The following is a 15,060-nucleotide window of genomic DNA, read 5'->3' as shown; positions in this document are numbered from 1 at the left end:
CCCATCGCCAACCACCAGTTCCACCCGGAAGCCTGCCTCCCCTGAATGAGCATCCGATGAGCGCTAGCGTGGGTCGGGTGAGCGACGAACCGTGGGTGAGGGCCGGTGCGAGCCCGCCGGTGTTCGGGGTGCTGGGGGCGGTTGTTGCTTGGGGCAAGGATGGGGAACTGCTGGCGTTGAAGGGGCCTCGGCATCGGGCGGTGCTGGGGCGGCTGCTCGTGGCGCGGGGGCGGGTGGTGCCGGTCGACGTACTGGTGGACGACCTGTGGATTGCGCCTCCCAAGGGTGCCGTGAGCGCGGTGCGTACGTTTGTTGCGGCGCTTCGGCGGGTGCTGGAGCCGGAGCGCGCGGCTCGGGCGGCGCCTCGGGTGCTTGTCACCGAGGGGCCGGGATATGCGCTGTGGCTGCCGGCGGATGCGGTGGACGCCTGGCGGTTCGAGGCGGCGGTGCAGAGCGGGGTTGGGGTCGAGGAAGCGCTGGGGTGGTGGCGCGGGCCGGCGTACGCGGACTTCTCGGAGGAGGCGTGGGCTCGGGCGGAGCGGGGGCGACTGACCGAGCTGCGGTTGCAGGCTGTCGAGCGGGTCGCGGCTGGGCGCCTGAGTGCTGGGCGGGCGGCGGACGCAGTGCCCGAGTTGGATGCGCATGTCACCGAACACCCTTGGCGTGAAGAGGCGTGGCGGTTGCTGGCGCTGGCGTTGTACCGCTCAGGCCGTCAGGGCGATGCTCTTGAGGTACTCCGGCGAGCCCGCTCGCTGCTGGTGGATCAGCTGGGCATCGATCCAGGGGTGGAGCTTCGGCAGTTGGAGTCGGACATCCTGCGGCAGGCCGAGAACTTGTCCGGCGAGGCGACTGTCTGGGATCGCGCGGTGGCGGCGTACGAGCAGGGAGTGGGGGCGCGCGCTCGGTTGGAGTCGACGGTGGGACTGCTGCGGAGCTTGGCGATCACCGGGGGCGGGGGCCTGGTCGCGGCTCGCGAGCATCGGGTGGCGGCGATCGTCGCGGCGGAGGAACTGGGCGATCCCGAGCTGACGGCCCGCGTGATCGGCACGTACGACGTACCGGCGATCTGGACGCGCTCGGACGACGAGGCCCAGGCGGCCGCTGTCGTCGCGGCGGCCGAGCGCACGCTCGGTGCCATCGACCAGCAGGGCACCCTTGACCACCGGCCATCCGTCGCCCGGGCTCGCTTGCTGGCGACGATCGCGATGGAGTCGCGAGGCAGCGGTTCACCGCGTGCCCGGAGTGCGGCCGAGGAAGCGGTCGAGATCGCACGCAGACTGGACGATCCGAACGCACTCGCCTTCGCGCTGAACGGCCTGTTCCTGCAGACGTTCCACCGCACCGGCCTCGCGCCCGAGCGGGACGCGATCGGCGTGGAGCTGATCGAACTGGCCGGCAAGCACGGACTGACGACGTACGAAGTGCTCGGGCACCTGATCCGCATCCAGGCACTCAGCGCCCTCGGCGACCACGAGTCCGCCGACCACCACGCCGCAACAGTTGACCAACTGGCCGCGAAGTACGAGACGCCGCTGGTCACCGTCTTCACGAGCTGGTACGGCGTCCTGCGGAATCCCAGCGAGGCGGCCTACCGCGACGCCGCGAAGCTGCTCGACGGCGCCGGAATGCCCGGCCTGCAAGGCGGTCTGCTCGCACTCGCCGTCCTGACGGTCAGGCTCAGGGAAGGCCAACCGCTGGACACCGACGCGGACTACGGCCCGTACGAACCCTGGGTGCGACCGCTGCTCACCGGCAACGGGCTCGACGATGCTCCAGACCCGCCGCAGGACCTGCTGCAGGAGCTCCTCTGGACCCTGCTCGCCGAGGCGGCAATTGCCCAAGGCAACAAACAGGCCATGGACCGAGCAGTGAAAGCACTGACCCCGGCGGCGCGAGAAGAGACAGCCGGTAGCGGTCTGATCACCCTCGGTCCCACCGCGAAGATCCTGGATCGCCTCCGGACCCGCCGTACAGCAGACTGAGCCGCATGACGATCAGGTACGGCGGTCCCGGGGTACGGATCGTGGGGGACGGGCTGGTGCTGCGCGAGTGGGAGCGCGGCGACCTGGCGGCGATGTCGGAGCTGTTCGACAACGAGGAGGTCGCGTACTGGACGCCGCTGCGCACTCCGTTCGACCTCGCCGCGGCCGAGGCGTACTACGACGCCGCGCACACCGACAACGGGCGGATCCACCTCGCGATCACCACCGACGGCGAGCAGCCGCTCGGTGAGGTGATGGTGAACGAGAAGACCGGTTCCCTCGGGTACGTCGTCGGCCAGGCGCATCGCGGGCAGGGTCTCGCCGTACGGGCCCTGACTCTCCTGACCGGCTACGCCCACGAGGAGCTCGGTCTGCCGCGGCTGATCCTCGAGATCGAGCCAGACAACCAGGCCAGCAGATCGGTCGCCGTCCGGACCGGCTACGCGCTCACCGACCTCCCGCCCACCAGGCTGATGGAGAAGGGCCGCGACCTGCAGCTCCTCACCTGGGAACACCTGAACTGAGCCGAGCCCGCACAGCCAGCGCGCCGGGCACCGGACCACCTTCCGGCTCGACCACATGGTCGAGCAGCAGCCCCGCGCTGAGGAACGCGTTGAGGAACTCGGCCAGCGGCGTGTGCCGCATCCCCACCGTCCCGCGGATCCCGTCGCCGGCCCACCACGCCGACGGCTCGTGCCAGCCCGACTGCCGGTACGTCGGGTGCGCCAGCCGCCCGCCGTCCTCCTGGTACTCGACATGCGGCCCGTTGAAGCACGGATGCACCCCGTAGAAGTAGAACGAGCCGTCCGGCCGCAGCACCCGCGCGATCTCCCGCAGCGTCCCGGCGAAGTCGTCGAGGTCGGTCGAGATCCACAGCGCCAGCACGTCGTCGAAGCTCTCCGCCGCGAACGGCAGCCGCGCGGCGTCGCTCTCGACCAGCGGTACGCCGCCCTTGGTCCGCGCGAACCGCAGCTGGTCCGACGACCGGTCCAGCCCGATCACCCGCCGCCCGGTCTCCGCGATCATCGCGAAGTAGTTCCCCGTCCCGCACCCGAGATCGAGGCACAGCCGTCCGTCCCCGGGCCCGAGCAGCTCGAGCAGGTCCTCCCTGTTGTCCTCGGCCCAGTGCGTGCTGCGGGCGGCGTACCAGTCGGCGACTCCGTTGTAACGAGCTCTCATGTCCCCTTCCTACCCGCTGCCAGGCACCTCACTTAGGTGACCACGAGACTTACGGGTAGGCTTTGCCGACGCTCTCTTTATGTTTGGAAGGTCCAACTGTGGGTTCGGTAATCAAGAAGCGCCGTAAGCGTATGGCGAAGAAGAAGCACCGCAAGCTGCTGAAGAAGACGCGGGTGCAGCGCCGCAAGCTCGGCAAGTAAGCAGTTCCAGCCGCTCTGGTCACCAGAGCGGCGTTGTGCGGGGTTGCTGTCTGGCTGGGGGTCACTCGTGGCACAGGTAGTGATGGTCACCGGCGTCTCACGAGACGCCGGCGCTCGGTGTGCGCGGCGACTGGCCGCGGACCCTTCCATCGGGACCGTGATCGGGATCGATGTGGTTCCGCCACGGGCCGAGCTCGGCCGGGTCCGGTTCGTCCGGGCCGATATTCGCAACCCCGTGATCGCCAAGGTCATCGCCGGTGAGGACGTCGACACTGTCGTCCACACGGGCGTGGTGGCGACCCCTGGCAGCGCCGGCGGCCGGTCGTCGATGAAGGAGATCAACGTCATCGGCACCATGCAGCTGCTCGCCGCGTGCCAGAAGGCGCCCGGCCTGCGCAAGCTCGTGGTCAAGTCGTCGACCACGGTGTACGGCGCGGGTCCGCGCGACCCCGCGATGTTCACCGAGGAGATGGCGCCGCGGGCGATCCACCACTCCGGGTTGAGCAAGGACGCCGTCGAGGTCGAGGGCTACGTGCGCGGGTTCGCCCGGCGCCGCCCGGACGTGACCGTCAGCACCCTGCGGATGGCCAACTGGATCGGCCCGCGGACCGACTCCCCGATCACCCGCTACTTCGCGATGCCGGTGGTCCCGACCGTCTTCGGGTACGACGCCCGCCTGCAGTTCCTGCACGAGAGCGACGGCGTCGAGGCGATCCACCACGCGACCGTCGAAGACCTGCCCGGCACGTTCAACCTGGCCGGCGACGGGGTTCTCGTGCTGTCCCAGGCGATCCGCCGGCTCGGCCGGCCGGTCGTCCGGCTGCCGTCCTTCACCGCGTCGAGCACGGCTGCCGTCGTACGGCGGGCGCGGCTGGCGGACTTCTCGCCGGACCAGATCACCTTCCTCACCTACGGCCGCGCGGTCGACACGACCCGGATGCGGACCGAGTTCGCCTTCGAACCGCAGTACACGACCGCCGAGGCCTTCGACGACTTCCGCGCCTCGATCAGCACCGGCGCGATGACCGCGGCCTCGAAGCTGCTGACCGCCGGGCTGGGAGCGCTGCGTGGCTGACGCCGAGATCATCCCGATCGGCTCCGGCGGCCGGCCCGGTCGCGGCAGCGCCCGGCGGACGACGCCGTCGGCTGCCGCGCGCTCGCTGGCGGGGAAGAAGATCAAGAAGGGCGAGCCTGAGCTCGAGCCTGAAGTAGTAGAACAGAAGATCTTTGCCGAGGTTCCTGGAGCTGAGCAGCAGACTGCACCTGATGCTCCCGACTTCGTGGCGTTCGAGAAGATGGTGCGGGACCTGTTCGGGGACGCGGGGGAGCAGAAGGTCGCGGAGTGGCTGGCGTTCCTGCGCCGGCGGCTGACCGGGCAGTACGAGGTCGACGAGTTCGGGTACGACGCCGAACTGACCGATCAGGTGCTGCTGTCCGGGCTGCGGCCGCTGGCGGAGAAGTGGTTCCGCGTCGAGGTGCGCGGGATCGAGAACATCCCCGACACCGGTAGCGCGCTGATCGTCGCCAACCACTCCGGCACGATGCCGCTCGACGGCCTGATCACCCAGCTCATCATCGCCGACCACACCAACCGCCCGCTGCGCACACTCGCCGCGGACCTGGTCTTCCGGACGCCGTTCGTCGGCGAGCTCTCGCGGAAAGCCGGCGCGACCCTGGCGAGCAACGACGACGCCGAGCGGCTGCTGCGCGCGGGCAACCTGGTCGGCGTCTGGCCGGAGGGGTTCAAGGGACTCGGCAAGCCGTTCAGCGAGCGGTACAAGCTGCAGCGGTTCGGGCGGGGTGGGTTCGTCAGCGCGGCGATGCGGACCGGCGTACCGATTGTTCCGTGCTCGATCGTGGGGGCGGAGGAGATCTATCCGCTGGTCGGCAACATCGCGTCGCTGGCCCGGCTGCTCGGCGTTCCGTACATCCCGGTCACGCCGTTCTTCCCGCTGCTCGGACCGCTCGGCATGGTCCCGCTGCCGTCGAAGTGGCTGATCGAGTTCGGCGAACCGATCCGCACCGACGACTTCCCCGAGGGCGCCGCCGACGACCCGATGCTGGTCTTCAACGTCACTGACCAGGTCCGCGAGACCATCCAGCAGACGCTGTACGCCCTGCTGATGCAACGCCGCAGCGTCTTCTTCTGACCGGTCGATGAACGCGGACGAGGGATCTGCGCGAGGGGATCGAGCGGCCGCGGAGTCGCCCGCCGAAGAGCTGCTGACGGGCGGCAACGTGGGCCCTCGTCGACGGCTGCGGCCTGGACGACGCCGAGCGGCGCGAGTTCCCCCGACTGATCGCGGCCCACACGCGAGGCATGTTCGACCTGCTCGTCCGCGGCGCCCAGACCGGCGAACAGCCCTGGTCTCGCCTTCACGCCGAAGGCCACGCTGACTATTGGGGACCCGCCGCCGACTACATCGAGTCCCGCCACGCCACCTGGCTCGACGCGCTCCTCTGACCAGCACGACTGCCATCAACTCGGAGACCGGCAGGCGAAGGCCCCCGCGTGAAGCCGCCCGGGAAATCGCCGGGCAACGGAAGAGCCCCGCCGGCAGGATGCCGGCGGGGATCTTCGGAGTACTGCGGGTGCTACTTCCAGGGAGGTAGCAGAGTCTGGATCACGCCGGGCAGGTTGATGGTCGGCAATGGCAGGCTCAGGGTCGGGAACGGCCAGGGCCAGCTCGGCGTTCCGGGGGTGGGCAGGCTCGGGAGAGGCGTGCCCGACGGTGTGGTCGTCGGGGTCCCGGTCGGCTGGTTGCCGGGCGGGGTCAGCAGCTTGGTCGGCTGCGTCGTGTTCCGCTCCTCCACCTTGGTGGTGTCGGGGACCTCGCTCGTCGGCGCCGTGCTCGGCCTGGCACTCGGCTTCGCCGACGGCACCGTCGTCGGGCTCGACTTGACCGGGTCCTCCGGGTCACCGGGCTTGCCGTTCGGCTGCTGCTCGGTGGTCGGCTGGACCACGTTCTTCGCCGGCTTCGGCTGGTCGCACTTGGGGCAGGCCAGCGTCGTGTGCCGGGTCAGCTCGTCGATCGTCGTGACCGCCTCGACAGCGGACTTCAGCGAGTCCGTAGGCAACTTCGGAGCGAGCTCACCCATGGCCTGGCGGGCGCTGGTGATGAACGTCGTGATCGCCTGGATCGAGCTGGGGTCGTCGTCCTGCTGGTACGACGCGACGAGCCTGGACACACCCTTGCGGGCCTGGTCCGAGAAGAGCCCGAGCGTGCTGTTGATGGAGGCTGTGTCGCCACCGTTCGACACCAGCGCGTCCACCTCGGACAGTCTGGTCATCGCGTGCTCGAGATCACGCCGGCCGCGGGAGTCGTCCCCCACGCTGACGTTGGTGGAGACGTTCTCGATGCTGCGCTTCATCCCGTACAGCGTGTCGCCGGGCATCGCCTGCTGGGCGGCGGCAGCGGAACCGATGCCACCTCCGAGCAGGACAAGTGCGGCGGTGCTCGCCACCAGCCGGATCCTCCGGCCGGGACGATGACGGATCGGTATCACGGACGCCTCGTCGTCCTCGCGGGGCGGCAAGTCCTCCTCGCTGTCCGGCGAGCTGTGCACCACGGTCGGAGTCGTTGCCGCCCGGGCGGCCGCCTGCTCCAGCAGACGGTGCCTCAGTTCGGCGCTGAACTCCGGTCGCGGTGCCACTGCCCCGGCGGTCCTCAGCCGCCCGGCCAGTTCCACAGCTTCCAGCAACTCAGGGTCATCGCTCAGTCGCGAAGAGTGACGGGGCCCGTGATCGACGGCGTGCGCGAAGGCATCCGCGCGCGCTCGAGCCCTGGTTAGGTCACTCATGAGTTCTCGTTCTCCTCAATGGTCCAGTCGGGGTCACCGACAGGTCCTCACCAGGCAAACGAGGAAACTCCCTGACTGGTTACGGAAGACATTCGTTGTCATCCGTCTCACCTCAAGTCCTTGGGGATTACCTTCGCCAAGTGCCTGACGGCCCTCAACTGCAGTTGCTTGACCGCGCCTTCGGACTTCTCCAGCGCTTTGGCCGTTTCGGCGATCGACAGACCGGCGAAGAATCGCATGGTCAGGCAGTCGCGCTGCTCGTCCGGCAAGGCCGCGACGGCGTCCCGGAGCACCTCGGCGGTCGCGGCGGCCAGTACGTCGACCTCCGGCCCCTCGGTCTGCCGGTCGTGCGTCTCGATCTCGTCGGTGACCACCTCGAGCCGGACCCGGCCCGACTTGTAGTGGTCGGTGATCAGGTTGCGGGCGATCGTGACCAGCCAGGCACCGAAGTCCCGGCCCTGCCAGCGGAACGAGTCCAGCGCGCGCAGCGCCCGGACGAACGTCTCACTGGTCAGGTCCTCGGCCAGGGCCGAGGACGACACCCGCGCGTAGATGTAGCGATAGACGGTGAGCGAGTACTCGTCGTACAGCTCACCGAATGCACCGACGTCTCCAGCCTGGGCGCGATCGACGAGCTCCGCACGTCTCATCCCGTCCGGGCTCGGCTCCGGCGTCGTCAAGATCTCTCCCCGTTTCAACTGACACGTCTACGACTTCCACATCCCCGACTGAGACATCGTTGGATGGCCACAGCGGCTGAGACAGCACCGAGCGTTACGCCTGAAGCACCCGCTGTCAACAGGAGAAGGCGCGTCGCCCTCCGTCCGGTCCGGTAGTCCCGGACCGGCCAGCCGGCCGTCCGGGCATGCCGCAGCAGCCTGCTGTCAGGGTTGATCGCCCACGGATTCCCCACCATTTCCAGCATCGGCAAGTCGTTCACCGAGTCCGAGTACGCCGAGCACGCGGTCAGGTCCAGCTCCTCGTGCCTCGCCAGCGCCCGGACGGCTTCCGCCTTGGCCGGGCCGTGCAGAATATCGCCCACAAGTACACCTGTATAGACCCCGTCACGGTGGGCGGCAACCGTTCCCAGCGCGCCGGTCAGGCCGAGCCGCCGGGCCAGGACGCGGGCCACCTCGACGGGTGCGGCGGTGACCAGCCAGACCCGTTCGCCGGCGTCCAGGTGCTGCTGCGCGAGCGCCTTCGTGCCCGGCCAGATCCTGTCGGCCATCAGCTCGTCGAAGATCACCGAGGCGCCCTGCAGCAGGGTGTTGTCGACGTCGAAGAACGCGGCGGCGTGGCTCACCGAGGGAGTCGCCAGCGCCGCTTCCAGCTCAGCCGCCGCCGCGCTCGCCTCACCGGCCAGCACGGACCTGGCGCGTAGGTCCCGAGTCACTCTGAGCACCTTAACCGGAACATGACAGACTCGCCTGGTGAACTTCAACTTCGCGGATGTTCTTCGTGACACAGCGCGACGTCATGGGGAGCGTCTCGCGCTGGTCGACGGTGACCGGCGACTGACCTGGAGCGAGCTCGACGAGGCCGTCGAGCGAGCTGCCCAGGGGTACGCCGGTGCCGGCCTCGTGCCCGGGTACCGGGTGGTCCTGCTGATGGCCAACAGCATCGACTTTGTCACGTCCTACTTGGGATGTCTGCGCGCCGGCCTTGTCGCCGTACCGCTGAACACGGGCCTCACCAAGCCCGAGATCGGCAACGTCGTGAAGCACTCCGGCGCGCGGCTGGTGGTGGCCGACGGCGATCTCGCGGACAAGGCCGAGGGCGTGAAGGTGGTCCGGGCCGGCGAGCTCGACGGTCACGCTCCGCTGTCACCGCAGACCGACCCGGAGAGCCTCGCGGTCCTGCTCTACACGTCCGGCACGAGCGGCGACCCGCGTGCCGCGATGCTGACCCACCGCGCGCTGGCCGCGAACGTCGAGAACCTGGCCGGTCTCGGCGAGGACCGGATGGGCCCCGAGGACCTCGTGCTCGGCGTGCTCCCGATGTTCCACGCCTTCGGCCTGAACGCGGTCCTCGGCTGGGCGGTCGCGACCGGCGCCGCGCTCGTCGTCGACCGCCGGTTCGACTCGACCGGCACGCTCGACCTGATCAGCTCGTACGCCGTGACGCGGCTCCCGCTGGCGCCGCCGGCCCTGCACGCGCTGCTGGCCCGCGACGACCTCCGGGAGCGGCTCGCTTCGGTCAAGGTCGTGCTGACCGGCGCGTCCAGCCTCGACCGCGCGCTGGCCGACCGCTTCGAGCAGGCGACCGGCCTGTTCGTCCACCAGGGCTACGGCCTGACCGAGGCCTCCCCGGGTGTCACCACGACGCTCGGCGAGGAGGAGCCGAAGCCGGGCTCCGTCGGCCGCCCGCTGCCGGGCGTGGACCTGCGGATCGCCGACGAGCAGGGCGAGGACGTCGAGGGCGACGACCCGGGCGAGATCCTGATCCGCGGCAAGAACCTGTTCTCCGGCTACTGGCCCGACGGGGTCGACGGCCCGGACGGCGACGGCTGGTACCGCACCGGCGACGTCGGCTTCCTGGACACCGACGGCGATCTCTACCTGGTCGACCGGCTCCGCGAGCTCGTCATCGTCAGCGGCTTCAACGTGTTCCCGAGCGAGGTCGAGGAGGTCCTGGTCGGCGCTCCCGGGGTCCGCGAGGCCGCCGTGATCGGCGTCCCGTCCGACGAGACCGGCGAGGCGGTCAAGGCGTTCGTCGTACCGGCCACCGGCGCGAAGATCGACGTCGCCGACCTGCTCGAGTACGCCGGGCAGCGGCTGGCCCGCTTCAAGTGCCCGGTCGAGGTCGAGGTGGTCGACCACCTGCCGCACTCGGTCACCGGCAAGGTCGCGAAGGGCCGCCTGCGGGAGACGGACCGGTGAGCGAGCCGCGCGTCACCCTGTACGGCAAACCGGGCTGCCACCTCTGCGAGGACGCCCAGGCGATCGTGGCCGCGGTCTGCGCCGAGCTGGGCGTCGGCTGGACCGAGATCGACATCACGACCGACCCCGAGCTGTTCCGCGAGTACGGCGAACAGATCCCGGTCACCCTCGTCGACGGCCGCCAGCACGACTTCTGGCGGGTGGACCCGGTCAGGCTGAAGAGGGCCTTGACAACGGTGTGAGTTTCGACATGGCCCCGTCCCAGGTGGCGTCGCCGATTTTGTTCTCACGTTCACAAGCTCCTAGAGTGGGGGTGTCGCCCGCCGTGAGGCGAGTGACTCGCGAACCACCTTTCCAGGAGAACTGTGACGCCTGCCCGCAGCCGTCGCCCCGGCGCGCCGACGCGAACCGAACGCGGCATTCCCGAGGCCACTGTCGCGCGCTTGCCGGTGTACCTGCGGGCCCTGACCGCGCTGTCGGACAGTGGCATCGCCACCGCGTCGAGCGAGGACCTCGCGACCGCGGCCGGGGTCAACTCGGCCAAGCTCCGCAAGGACCTGTCGTACCTCGGCTCGTACGGCACCCGCGGGGTCGGGTACGACGTGGAGTACCTGCGCTACCAGATCGCCCGTGAGATCGGCGTCACCCAGGACTGGGCGGTCGTCATCGTCGGGATCGGAAACCTGGGCCACGCGCTGGCCAACTACTCCGGCTTCGGCACCCGCGGCTTCCGGATCGTCGCCCTGCTGGACGCGGCGCCCGAGCTCGTCGGTGAGCGGATCGGCGACATGGTCGTGCGCGACTTCGCCGAGCTGGAGGAGATCGTCGCCGCCGACCGGGTCTCGATCGGTGTCATCACGACTCCCGCCGGTCCGGCCCAGGAGGTCTGCGACCGGCTGGTCGCGGCCGGGGTGACCAGCATCCTGAACTTCGCGCCGGTGGTGCTGTCCGTGCCCGACGGCGTCGACATCCGCAAGGTGGACCTCTCGATCGAGTTGCAGATCCTGGCGTACCACGAACAACGAAAGTCCGGAGAGGCGGCGCTCCCCGAGGTGCCCGAACTACCAGCGATCAACGGCCTGCCCGATCTGCCGAGCGTCGGCGGGGGTGTCGGCGCATGAGCTATCTGGTCGTCGGGATCTCGCACCGTAGTGGGGACATCTCGGTTCTGGAGCGGGTCGCGCTGGACCCGGACGCGGCGACCAAGCTGGCGATCAGCGTCCAGCACAGTCCCGCCGTCAGCGAGTCCGCCGTGCTGGCGACCTGCAACCGCACCGAGGTCTACGCGAGCGTCGACCGCTTCCACGCCGGGATGGACGAGGTCACCGCGATCCTGTCCGACGTCACCGGCGTCCCGCTGCTCGACCTCGCCGAGCACCTGTACGTGCACTTCGAGGAAGGCGCCGTCGCGCACCTGTTCCAGGTGTCGGTCGGGCTGGACTCGATGGTCGTCGGCGAGAGCCAGATCCTCGGCCAGGTGAAGGAGTCGCTGCGCGTCGGCCAGGACCTGGAGACGATCGGCAGCAGCCTGAACGCCCTGTTCCAGCACGCGCTGCGGACCGGCAAGCGGGCTCGCACCGAGACCGGGATCGACTCGGCCGGCCGCTCGGTGGTCACCGCCGGGCTGGACGCCGTCGGCGGCTTCGAGGGCCGCCGCGCGCTGATCGTCGGCGCCGGCTCGATGGCTTCGCTGGCCGCCCAGACCCTGATCAACGGCGGCGCCGCGAGCGTCACGATCGCGAACCGCAACCACGACCGCGCCGTCGCCCTGACCGAACGGATCGGCGGTACGGCGATCCCGCTGGCCGGCGTACCGGACGCTCTGGCCGAGGCCGACCTGGTCGTCAGCTGCACCGGCGCCCGCGGCGCCGTGCTGACCGAGGAAATGATCCGCACCGCCACCGACGGGCGCCCGTTCGGCGTACTGGACGTGGCGCTGCCGCGCGACGTCGAGCCGGGCGCCGCCCGGATCCCCGGCGTCACGCTGGTCACCCTGGCCGACCTGGCCGGTACGGCGGGCGGCAGCGAGCACGACATCGACGAGGTCCGCCGGATCGTCGGCGAGGAGACCGGCGCCTTCGAGGCGACCCGGCGGGCGGCCTCGGTCGCGCCGACCGTCGTCGCGCTGCGCGCGATGGCCTCCGAGCTCGTCGACTCCGAGCTGGCCCGCCTCGACCGCCGCCTGCCCGGCCTGGACGAGAACCAGCGCCACGAGGTCGCCCGGACCATCCGGCGCGTCGTCGACAAGGTGCTGCACACCCCCACCGTCCGCGTGAAGGAACTGGCCGCCGACCCGGGCGGCCCGACGTACGCCGACGCGCTGCGCGAGCTGTTCGCGCTCGACCCGGCGACCGTCGACGCGGTCACCGCCCCCAAGACCACCACCGGAGGTGAGTCCGCATGATCAAGCTCGGCACCCGCCGGTCGGCTCTCGCGACCGTCCAGGCCACCTACATCGCCGACGCGCTGCGGAGCCTCGGGCACGAGGTCGAGCTGGTCCCGATCGTCACCACCGGCGACGTGAACCGGGCGCCGGTGGAGCAGATCGGCGGCACCGGCATCTTCGTCAGCGCGCTGCGCGACGCCCTGGTGGCCGGCGAGATCGACATCGCGGTGCACTCGCTGAAGGACCTGCCGACCGCGCCGATCGAGGGACTGACCCTCGGAGCGATCCCGGTCCGCGAGGACCCACGCGACGTCCTGGTCGCCCGCGACGGCCTCACCCTCGGCGAGCTGCAGACCGGCGCGCTGGTGGGCACCGGTTCGGCCCGCCGGCAGGCGCAACTGGAAGCCCTCGGCCTCGGCCTCGAGCTGACCGGGATCCGCGGCAACGTGGACACCCGGATCTCGATGGTCGCCGACGGCAAACTGGACGCGGTGGTGCTGGCGAGGGCAGGGTTGGCCCGGTTGGGCCGGCTGGACGAGATCACCGAGACCCTGGACCCGATCCAGGTGCTGCCGTGTCCCGGACAAGGTGCCCTGGGCATCGAGTGCCGCAGCGACGACACCGCCGTACTGGCTGCGCTGGCGCCGCTGGAGGATCCGGCGACCCGGGTCGCGGTGACCGCCGAGCGGCAGTTGCTGGCGACGCTCGAGGCCGGGTGCACCGCGCCGGTCGGGGCGCTCGCCGAGGTGGTCGAAGGTGAGGACGGCCCGGAGCTGTGGCTGCGGGGAGCACTCGGTGAGGACGGCGGCGGAGTCCGGCGGCTGTCCGCCAACGGATCGGTCGACGATCCAGCGGCGGTCGGGCGGGCGCTGGCGCACGAGTTGCTGGAGCAGACATGACACCGGCACGGGGCACGACGACGGAAAAGACGAGCAAGACAAGGGCGAAGGCGACGGCAGACGTGAGCAGCGCGAAGACAGCAGCGGCCACCCAGACTCCGCAGAAGGTGCCGGCGAAGGCCGCGGCGACAAGCAGCACGGCCAAGCAGGCCAGACCGCTCGGGCACGTCACCTTCGTCGGGGTCGGTCCGGGTGATCCAGCGCTGCTGACGATCGCCGGGCGCGACGTCCTGGCGAACGCCGACGCCGTGGTGGTCGAGGGTCCCGAGCACGACGCCTTCCTCGGCTACTGCCGGGCCGGTGTCGAGGTGATCGACGGCTCCGGCGCCGAGGGCAGCCGCGCGTTGCGCGTCGCCGCCCGCGCGCGGCTGGTGGTGAAGACCGCCAAGAGCGCGGCGAACGTCGTCCGCCTGCTGACCGGCGACCCGTTCACCTTCTCCAGCGGTGCCGAGGAGGCGGCCGCGTGCCGCAAGGCGGGGATCAGCTTCAACGTCGTACCGGGTGTGAGTGAGGTCAGCGCCGTACCGGCGTACGCGGGCATCCCGCTGACCGTGAAGAGCGAGCGGGAGGTCACGGTCCTCGACCTGGCCGAGGCCAAGCTCGACTTCAGCCGGCTGCACCCGAAGCAGACGCTCGTCCTGCTGAACGCCGTCGACGTGCTGAAGGACGTCGCCACCGCGCTGGTCGAGTCCGGCTTCGACGCCGGTACGCCGGTCTGCGCGACCGTCGGCGGCACCACGACCGCCCAGACCAGCGTGGTCGGCACGCTCGGCACGATCGTGGCCGACCTGCGGGCCGCCAAGGTCGTCGGCGAGGCCGTGATCGTGGTCGGCTCCGTGGTCGAGCAGCGCGAGGCGCTCAGCTGGTTCGAGACCAAGCCGCTGTTCGGCTGGCGGATCCTGGTGCCGCGCACCAAGGACCAAGCCGGTCCGCTGATGGACCGCCTGCGCCGCTACGGCGCGATGCCGGAGGAGGTCCCGACCATCTCGGTCGAGCCGCCGCGCAACCCGCAGCAGATGGATAAGGCGATTCGCGGCCTGGTCGAGGGCCGGTACGAGTGGGTCGCCTTCACCTCGGTCAACGCGGTCAAGGCCGTGCGCGAGAAGTTCGACGAGTACGGGCTGGACGCGCGGGCGTTCTCCGGGCTGAAGATCGCCGCGGTCGGCGAGAAGACCGCCGAGGCGATCGCCGCCTGGGGCATCCGCCCCGACCTGCTGCCGTCGGGCGAGCAGTCGGCCGCCGGGCTGGTCGAGGACTGGCCGCCGTTCGACGAGGTGCTCGACCCGATCAACCGGGTCTTCCTGCCGCGCGCGGACATCGCGACCGAGACGCTGGTGGCCGGCCTGACCGATCTCGGCTGGGAGGTCGACGACGTCACGGCGTACCGGACCGTCCGGGCCGCCCCGCCGCCCGCGCCGACCCGCGAGGCGATCAAGTCGGGCAAGTTCGACGCGGTCGTGTTCACCTCGTCCTCGACCGTGCGGAACCTGGTCGGCATCGCCGGCAAGCCGCACGCGTCGACGGTGATCGCGGTGATCGGCCCGGCGACCCTGAAGACCGCCGAGGAGCACGGCCTGCGCGTCGACGCGATGGCCGAGGCGCCGTCCGCCGAGGAACTGGCCGACGCACTGGCCCGGTTCGGTGCGGACCGGCGTGACACCATGGTCGAGGCGGGGGAGCCCGTCACCCGTCCGTCCGAGCGTCGCTCGGGCTCGCGCAGGAAGAGCTAGTGCC

General features: G+C 70.5%; 16 protein-coding genes. 12 read left to right on the top strand and 4 right to left on the bottom strand.

The genetic code is table 11. From position 1 onward, the window contains the following. The first annotated feature begins 77 nt into the window (after positions 1–77). Positions 78–1,982 (top strand): AfsR/SARP family transcriptional regulator, encoded by a 1,905-nt coding sequence (locus tag HDA39_RS25860; RefSeq protein ID WP_337925895.1) that lies wholly within the window; start codon positions 78–80, stop codon positions 1,980–1,982. Between the two features lie 5 nt (positions 1,983–1,987). After that, on the top strand, positions 1,988–2,506 hold the full coding sequence (locus HDA39_RS25855; RefSeq protein ID WP_184799285.1) for a GNAT family N-acetyltransferase: 519 nt from the start codon (positions 1,988–1,990) through the stop codon (positions 2,504–2,506). On the opposite strand, the gene HDA39_RS25850 is transcribed toward HDA39_RS25855, so the two are convergent. After that, entirely contained in the window at positions 2,484–3,161 is a 678-nt protein-coding gene (locus HDA39_RS25850; protein WP_184799282.1) for a class I SAM-dependent methyltransferase, read from the bottom strand. The two genes, HDA39_RS25855 and HDA39_RS25850, sit on opposite strands and share 23 nt — an antisense overlap. A gap of 98 nt (positions 3,162–3,259) precedes the next feature. Between HDA39_RS25850 and HDA39_RS25845 the strand changes: the two genes are divergently transcribed. The 4 genes from HDA39_RS25845 (at position 3,260) to HDA39_RS25830 (ending at position 5,825) form a co-directional block, all read left to right on the top strand. Beyond that, on the top strand, positions 3,260–3,361 hold the full coding sequence (locus HDA39_RS25845) for a 30S ribosomal protein bS22 (RefSeq protein WP_008356322.1): 102 nt from the start codon (positions 3,260–3,262) through the stop codon (positions 3,359–3,361). Between the two features lie 82 nt (positions 3,362–3,443). After that, complete coding sequence (locus tag HDA39_RS25840) at positions 3,444–4,436, top strand: NAD-dependent epimerase/dehydratase family protein (protein ID WP_184806553.1); 993 nt, start codon at positions 3,444–3,446, stop codon at positions 4,434–4,436. Beyond that, positions 4,429–5,511, top strand: coding sequence for a 1-acyl-sn-glycerol-3-phosphate acyltransferase (locus HDA39_RS25835; protein ID WP_184799280.1), 1,083 nt, complete (start codon positions 4,429–4,431; stop codon positions 5,509–5,511). Before HDA39_RS25840 ends, HDA39_RS25835 begins: the two co-directional genes overlap by 8 nt. Before the next feature lie 170 nt (positions 5,512–5,681). Continuing rightward, positions 5,682–5,825, top strand: a complete 144-nt coding sequence (locus tag HDA39_RS25830; RefSeq protein ID WP_184799278.1) for a hypothetical protein — start codon at positions 5,682–5,684, stop codon at positions 5,823–5,825. A gap of 131 nt (positions 5,826–5,956) precedes the next feature. On the opposite strand, the gene HDA39_RS25825 is transcribed toward HDA39_RS25830, so the two are convergent. The 3 genes from HDA39_RS25825 to HDA39_RS25815 form a co-directional block, all read right to left on the bottom strand. Next, the gene (locus tag HDA39_RS25825; protein WP_238356146.1) at positions 5,957–7,063 is read right to left on the bottom strand and encodes a DUF5667 domain-containing protein; all 1,107 of its coding nucleotides are present in this window, start codon (positions 7,061–7,063) and stop codon (positions 5,957–5,959) included. A gap of 206 nt (positions 7,064–7,269) precedes the next feature. After that, a complete protein-coding gene (locus HDA39_RS25820; protein ID WP_238356145.1) occupies positions 7,270–7,842 on the bottom strand; it encodes a sigma-70 family RNA polymerase sigma factor in 573 nt (190 codons plus the stop codon). 14 nt (positions 7,843–7,856) lie between these two features. Next, positions 7,857–8,555, bottom strand: a complete 699-nt coding sequence (locus HDA39_RS25815; RefSeq protein ID WP_337925894.1) for an HAD family hydrolase — start codon at positions 8,553–8,555, stop codon at positions 7,857–7,859. 37 nt (positions 8,556–8,592) lie between these two features. Between HDA39_RS25815 and HDA39_RS25810 the strand changes: the two genes are divergently transcribed. From HDA39_RS25810 to HDA39_RS25785, 6 genes are all read left to right on the top strand, one after another. Continuing rightward, positions 8,593–10,041: an AMP-binding protein gene (locus tag HDA39_RS25810; RefSeq protein ID WP_184799272.1), complete on the top strand. Its 1,449-nt coding sequence runs from the start codon at positions 8,593–8,595 to the stop codon at positions 10,039–10,041. Continuing rightward, positions 10,038–10,283: a glutaredoxin family protein gene (locus HDA39_RS25805; protein WP_184799270.1), complete on the top strand. Its 246-nt coding sequence runs from the start codon at positions 10,038–10,040 to the stop codon at positions 10,281–10,283. Before HDA39_RS25810 ends, HDA39_RS25805 begins: the two co-directional genes overlap by 4 nt. Positions 10,284–10,406: 123 nt before the next feature. Further along, positions 10,407–11,162 (top strand): redox-sensing transcriptional repressor Rex, encoded by a 756-nt coding sequence (locus HDA39_RS25800; RefSeq protein WP_184799268.1) that lies wholly within the window; start codon positions 10,407–10,409, stop codon positions 11,160–11,162. Continuing rightward, the gene (locus HDA39_RS25795; RefSeq protein ID WP_184799266.1) at positions 11,159–12,445 is read left to right on the top strand and encodes a glutamyl-tRNA reductase; all 1,287 of its coding nucleotides are present in this window, start codon (positions 11,159–11,161) and stop codon (positions 12,443–12,445) included. Before HDA39_RS25800 ends, HDA39_RS25795 begins: the two co-directional genes overlap by 4 nt. Then, on the top strand, positions 12,442–13,326 hold the full coding sequence (gene hemC, locus HDA39_RS25790) for a hydroxymethylbilane synthase (protein ID WP_184799264.1): 885 nt from the start codon (positions 12,442–12,444) through the stop codon (positions 13,324–13,326). The genes HDA39_RS25795 and hemC overlap by 4 nt, the downstream gene beginning before the upstream one ends. After that, complete coding sequence (locus tag HDA39_RS25785) at positions 13,323–15,056, top strand: bifunctional uroporphyrinogen-III C-methyltransferase/uroporphyrinogen-III synthase (protein ID WP_184799262.1); 1,734 nt, start codon at positions 13,323–13,325, stop codon at positions 15,054–15,056. Before hemC ends, HDA39_RS25785 begins: the two co-directional genes overlap by 4 nt. Positions 15,057–15,060 lie beyond the last annotated feature (4 nt).

Origin of the sequence: Kribbella italica (assembly GCF_014205135.1) — a bacterium.
GTDB lineage: Bacteria > Actinomycetota > Actinomycetes > Propionibacteriales > Kribbellaceae > Kribbella > Kribbella italica.
This window is presented reverse-complemented; position numbering and strand designations above follow the sequence as displayed.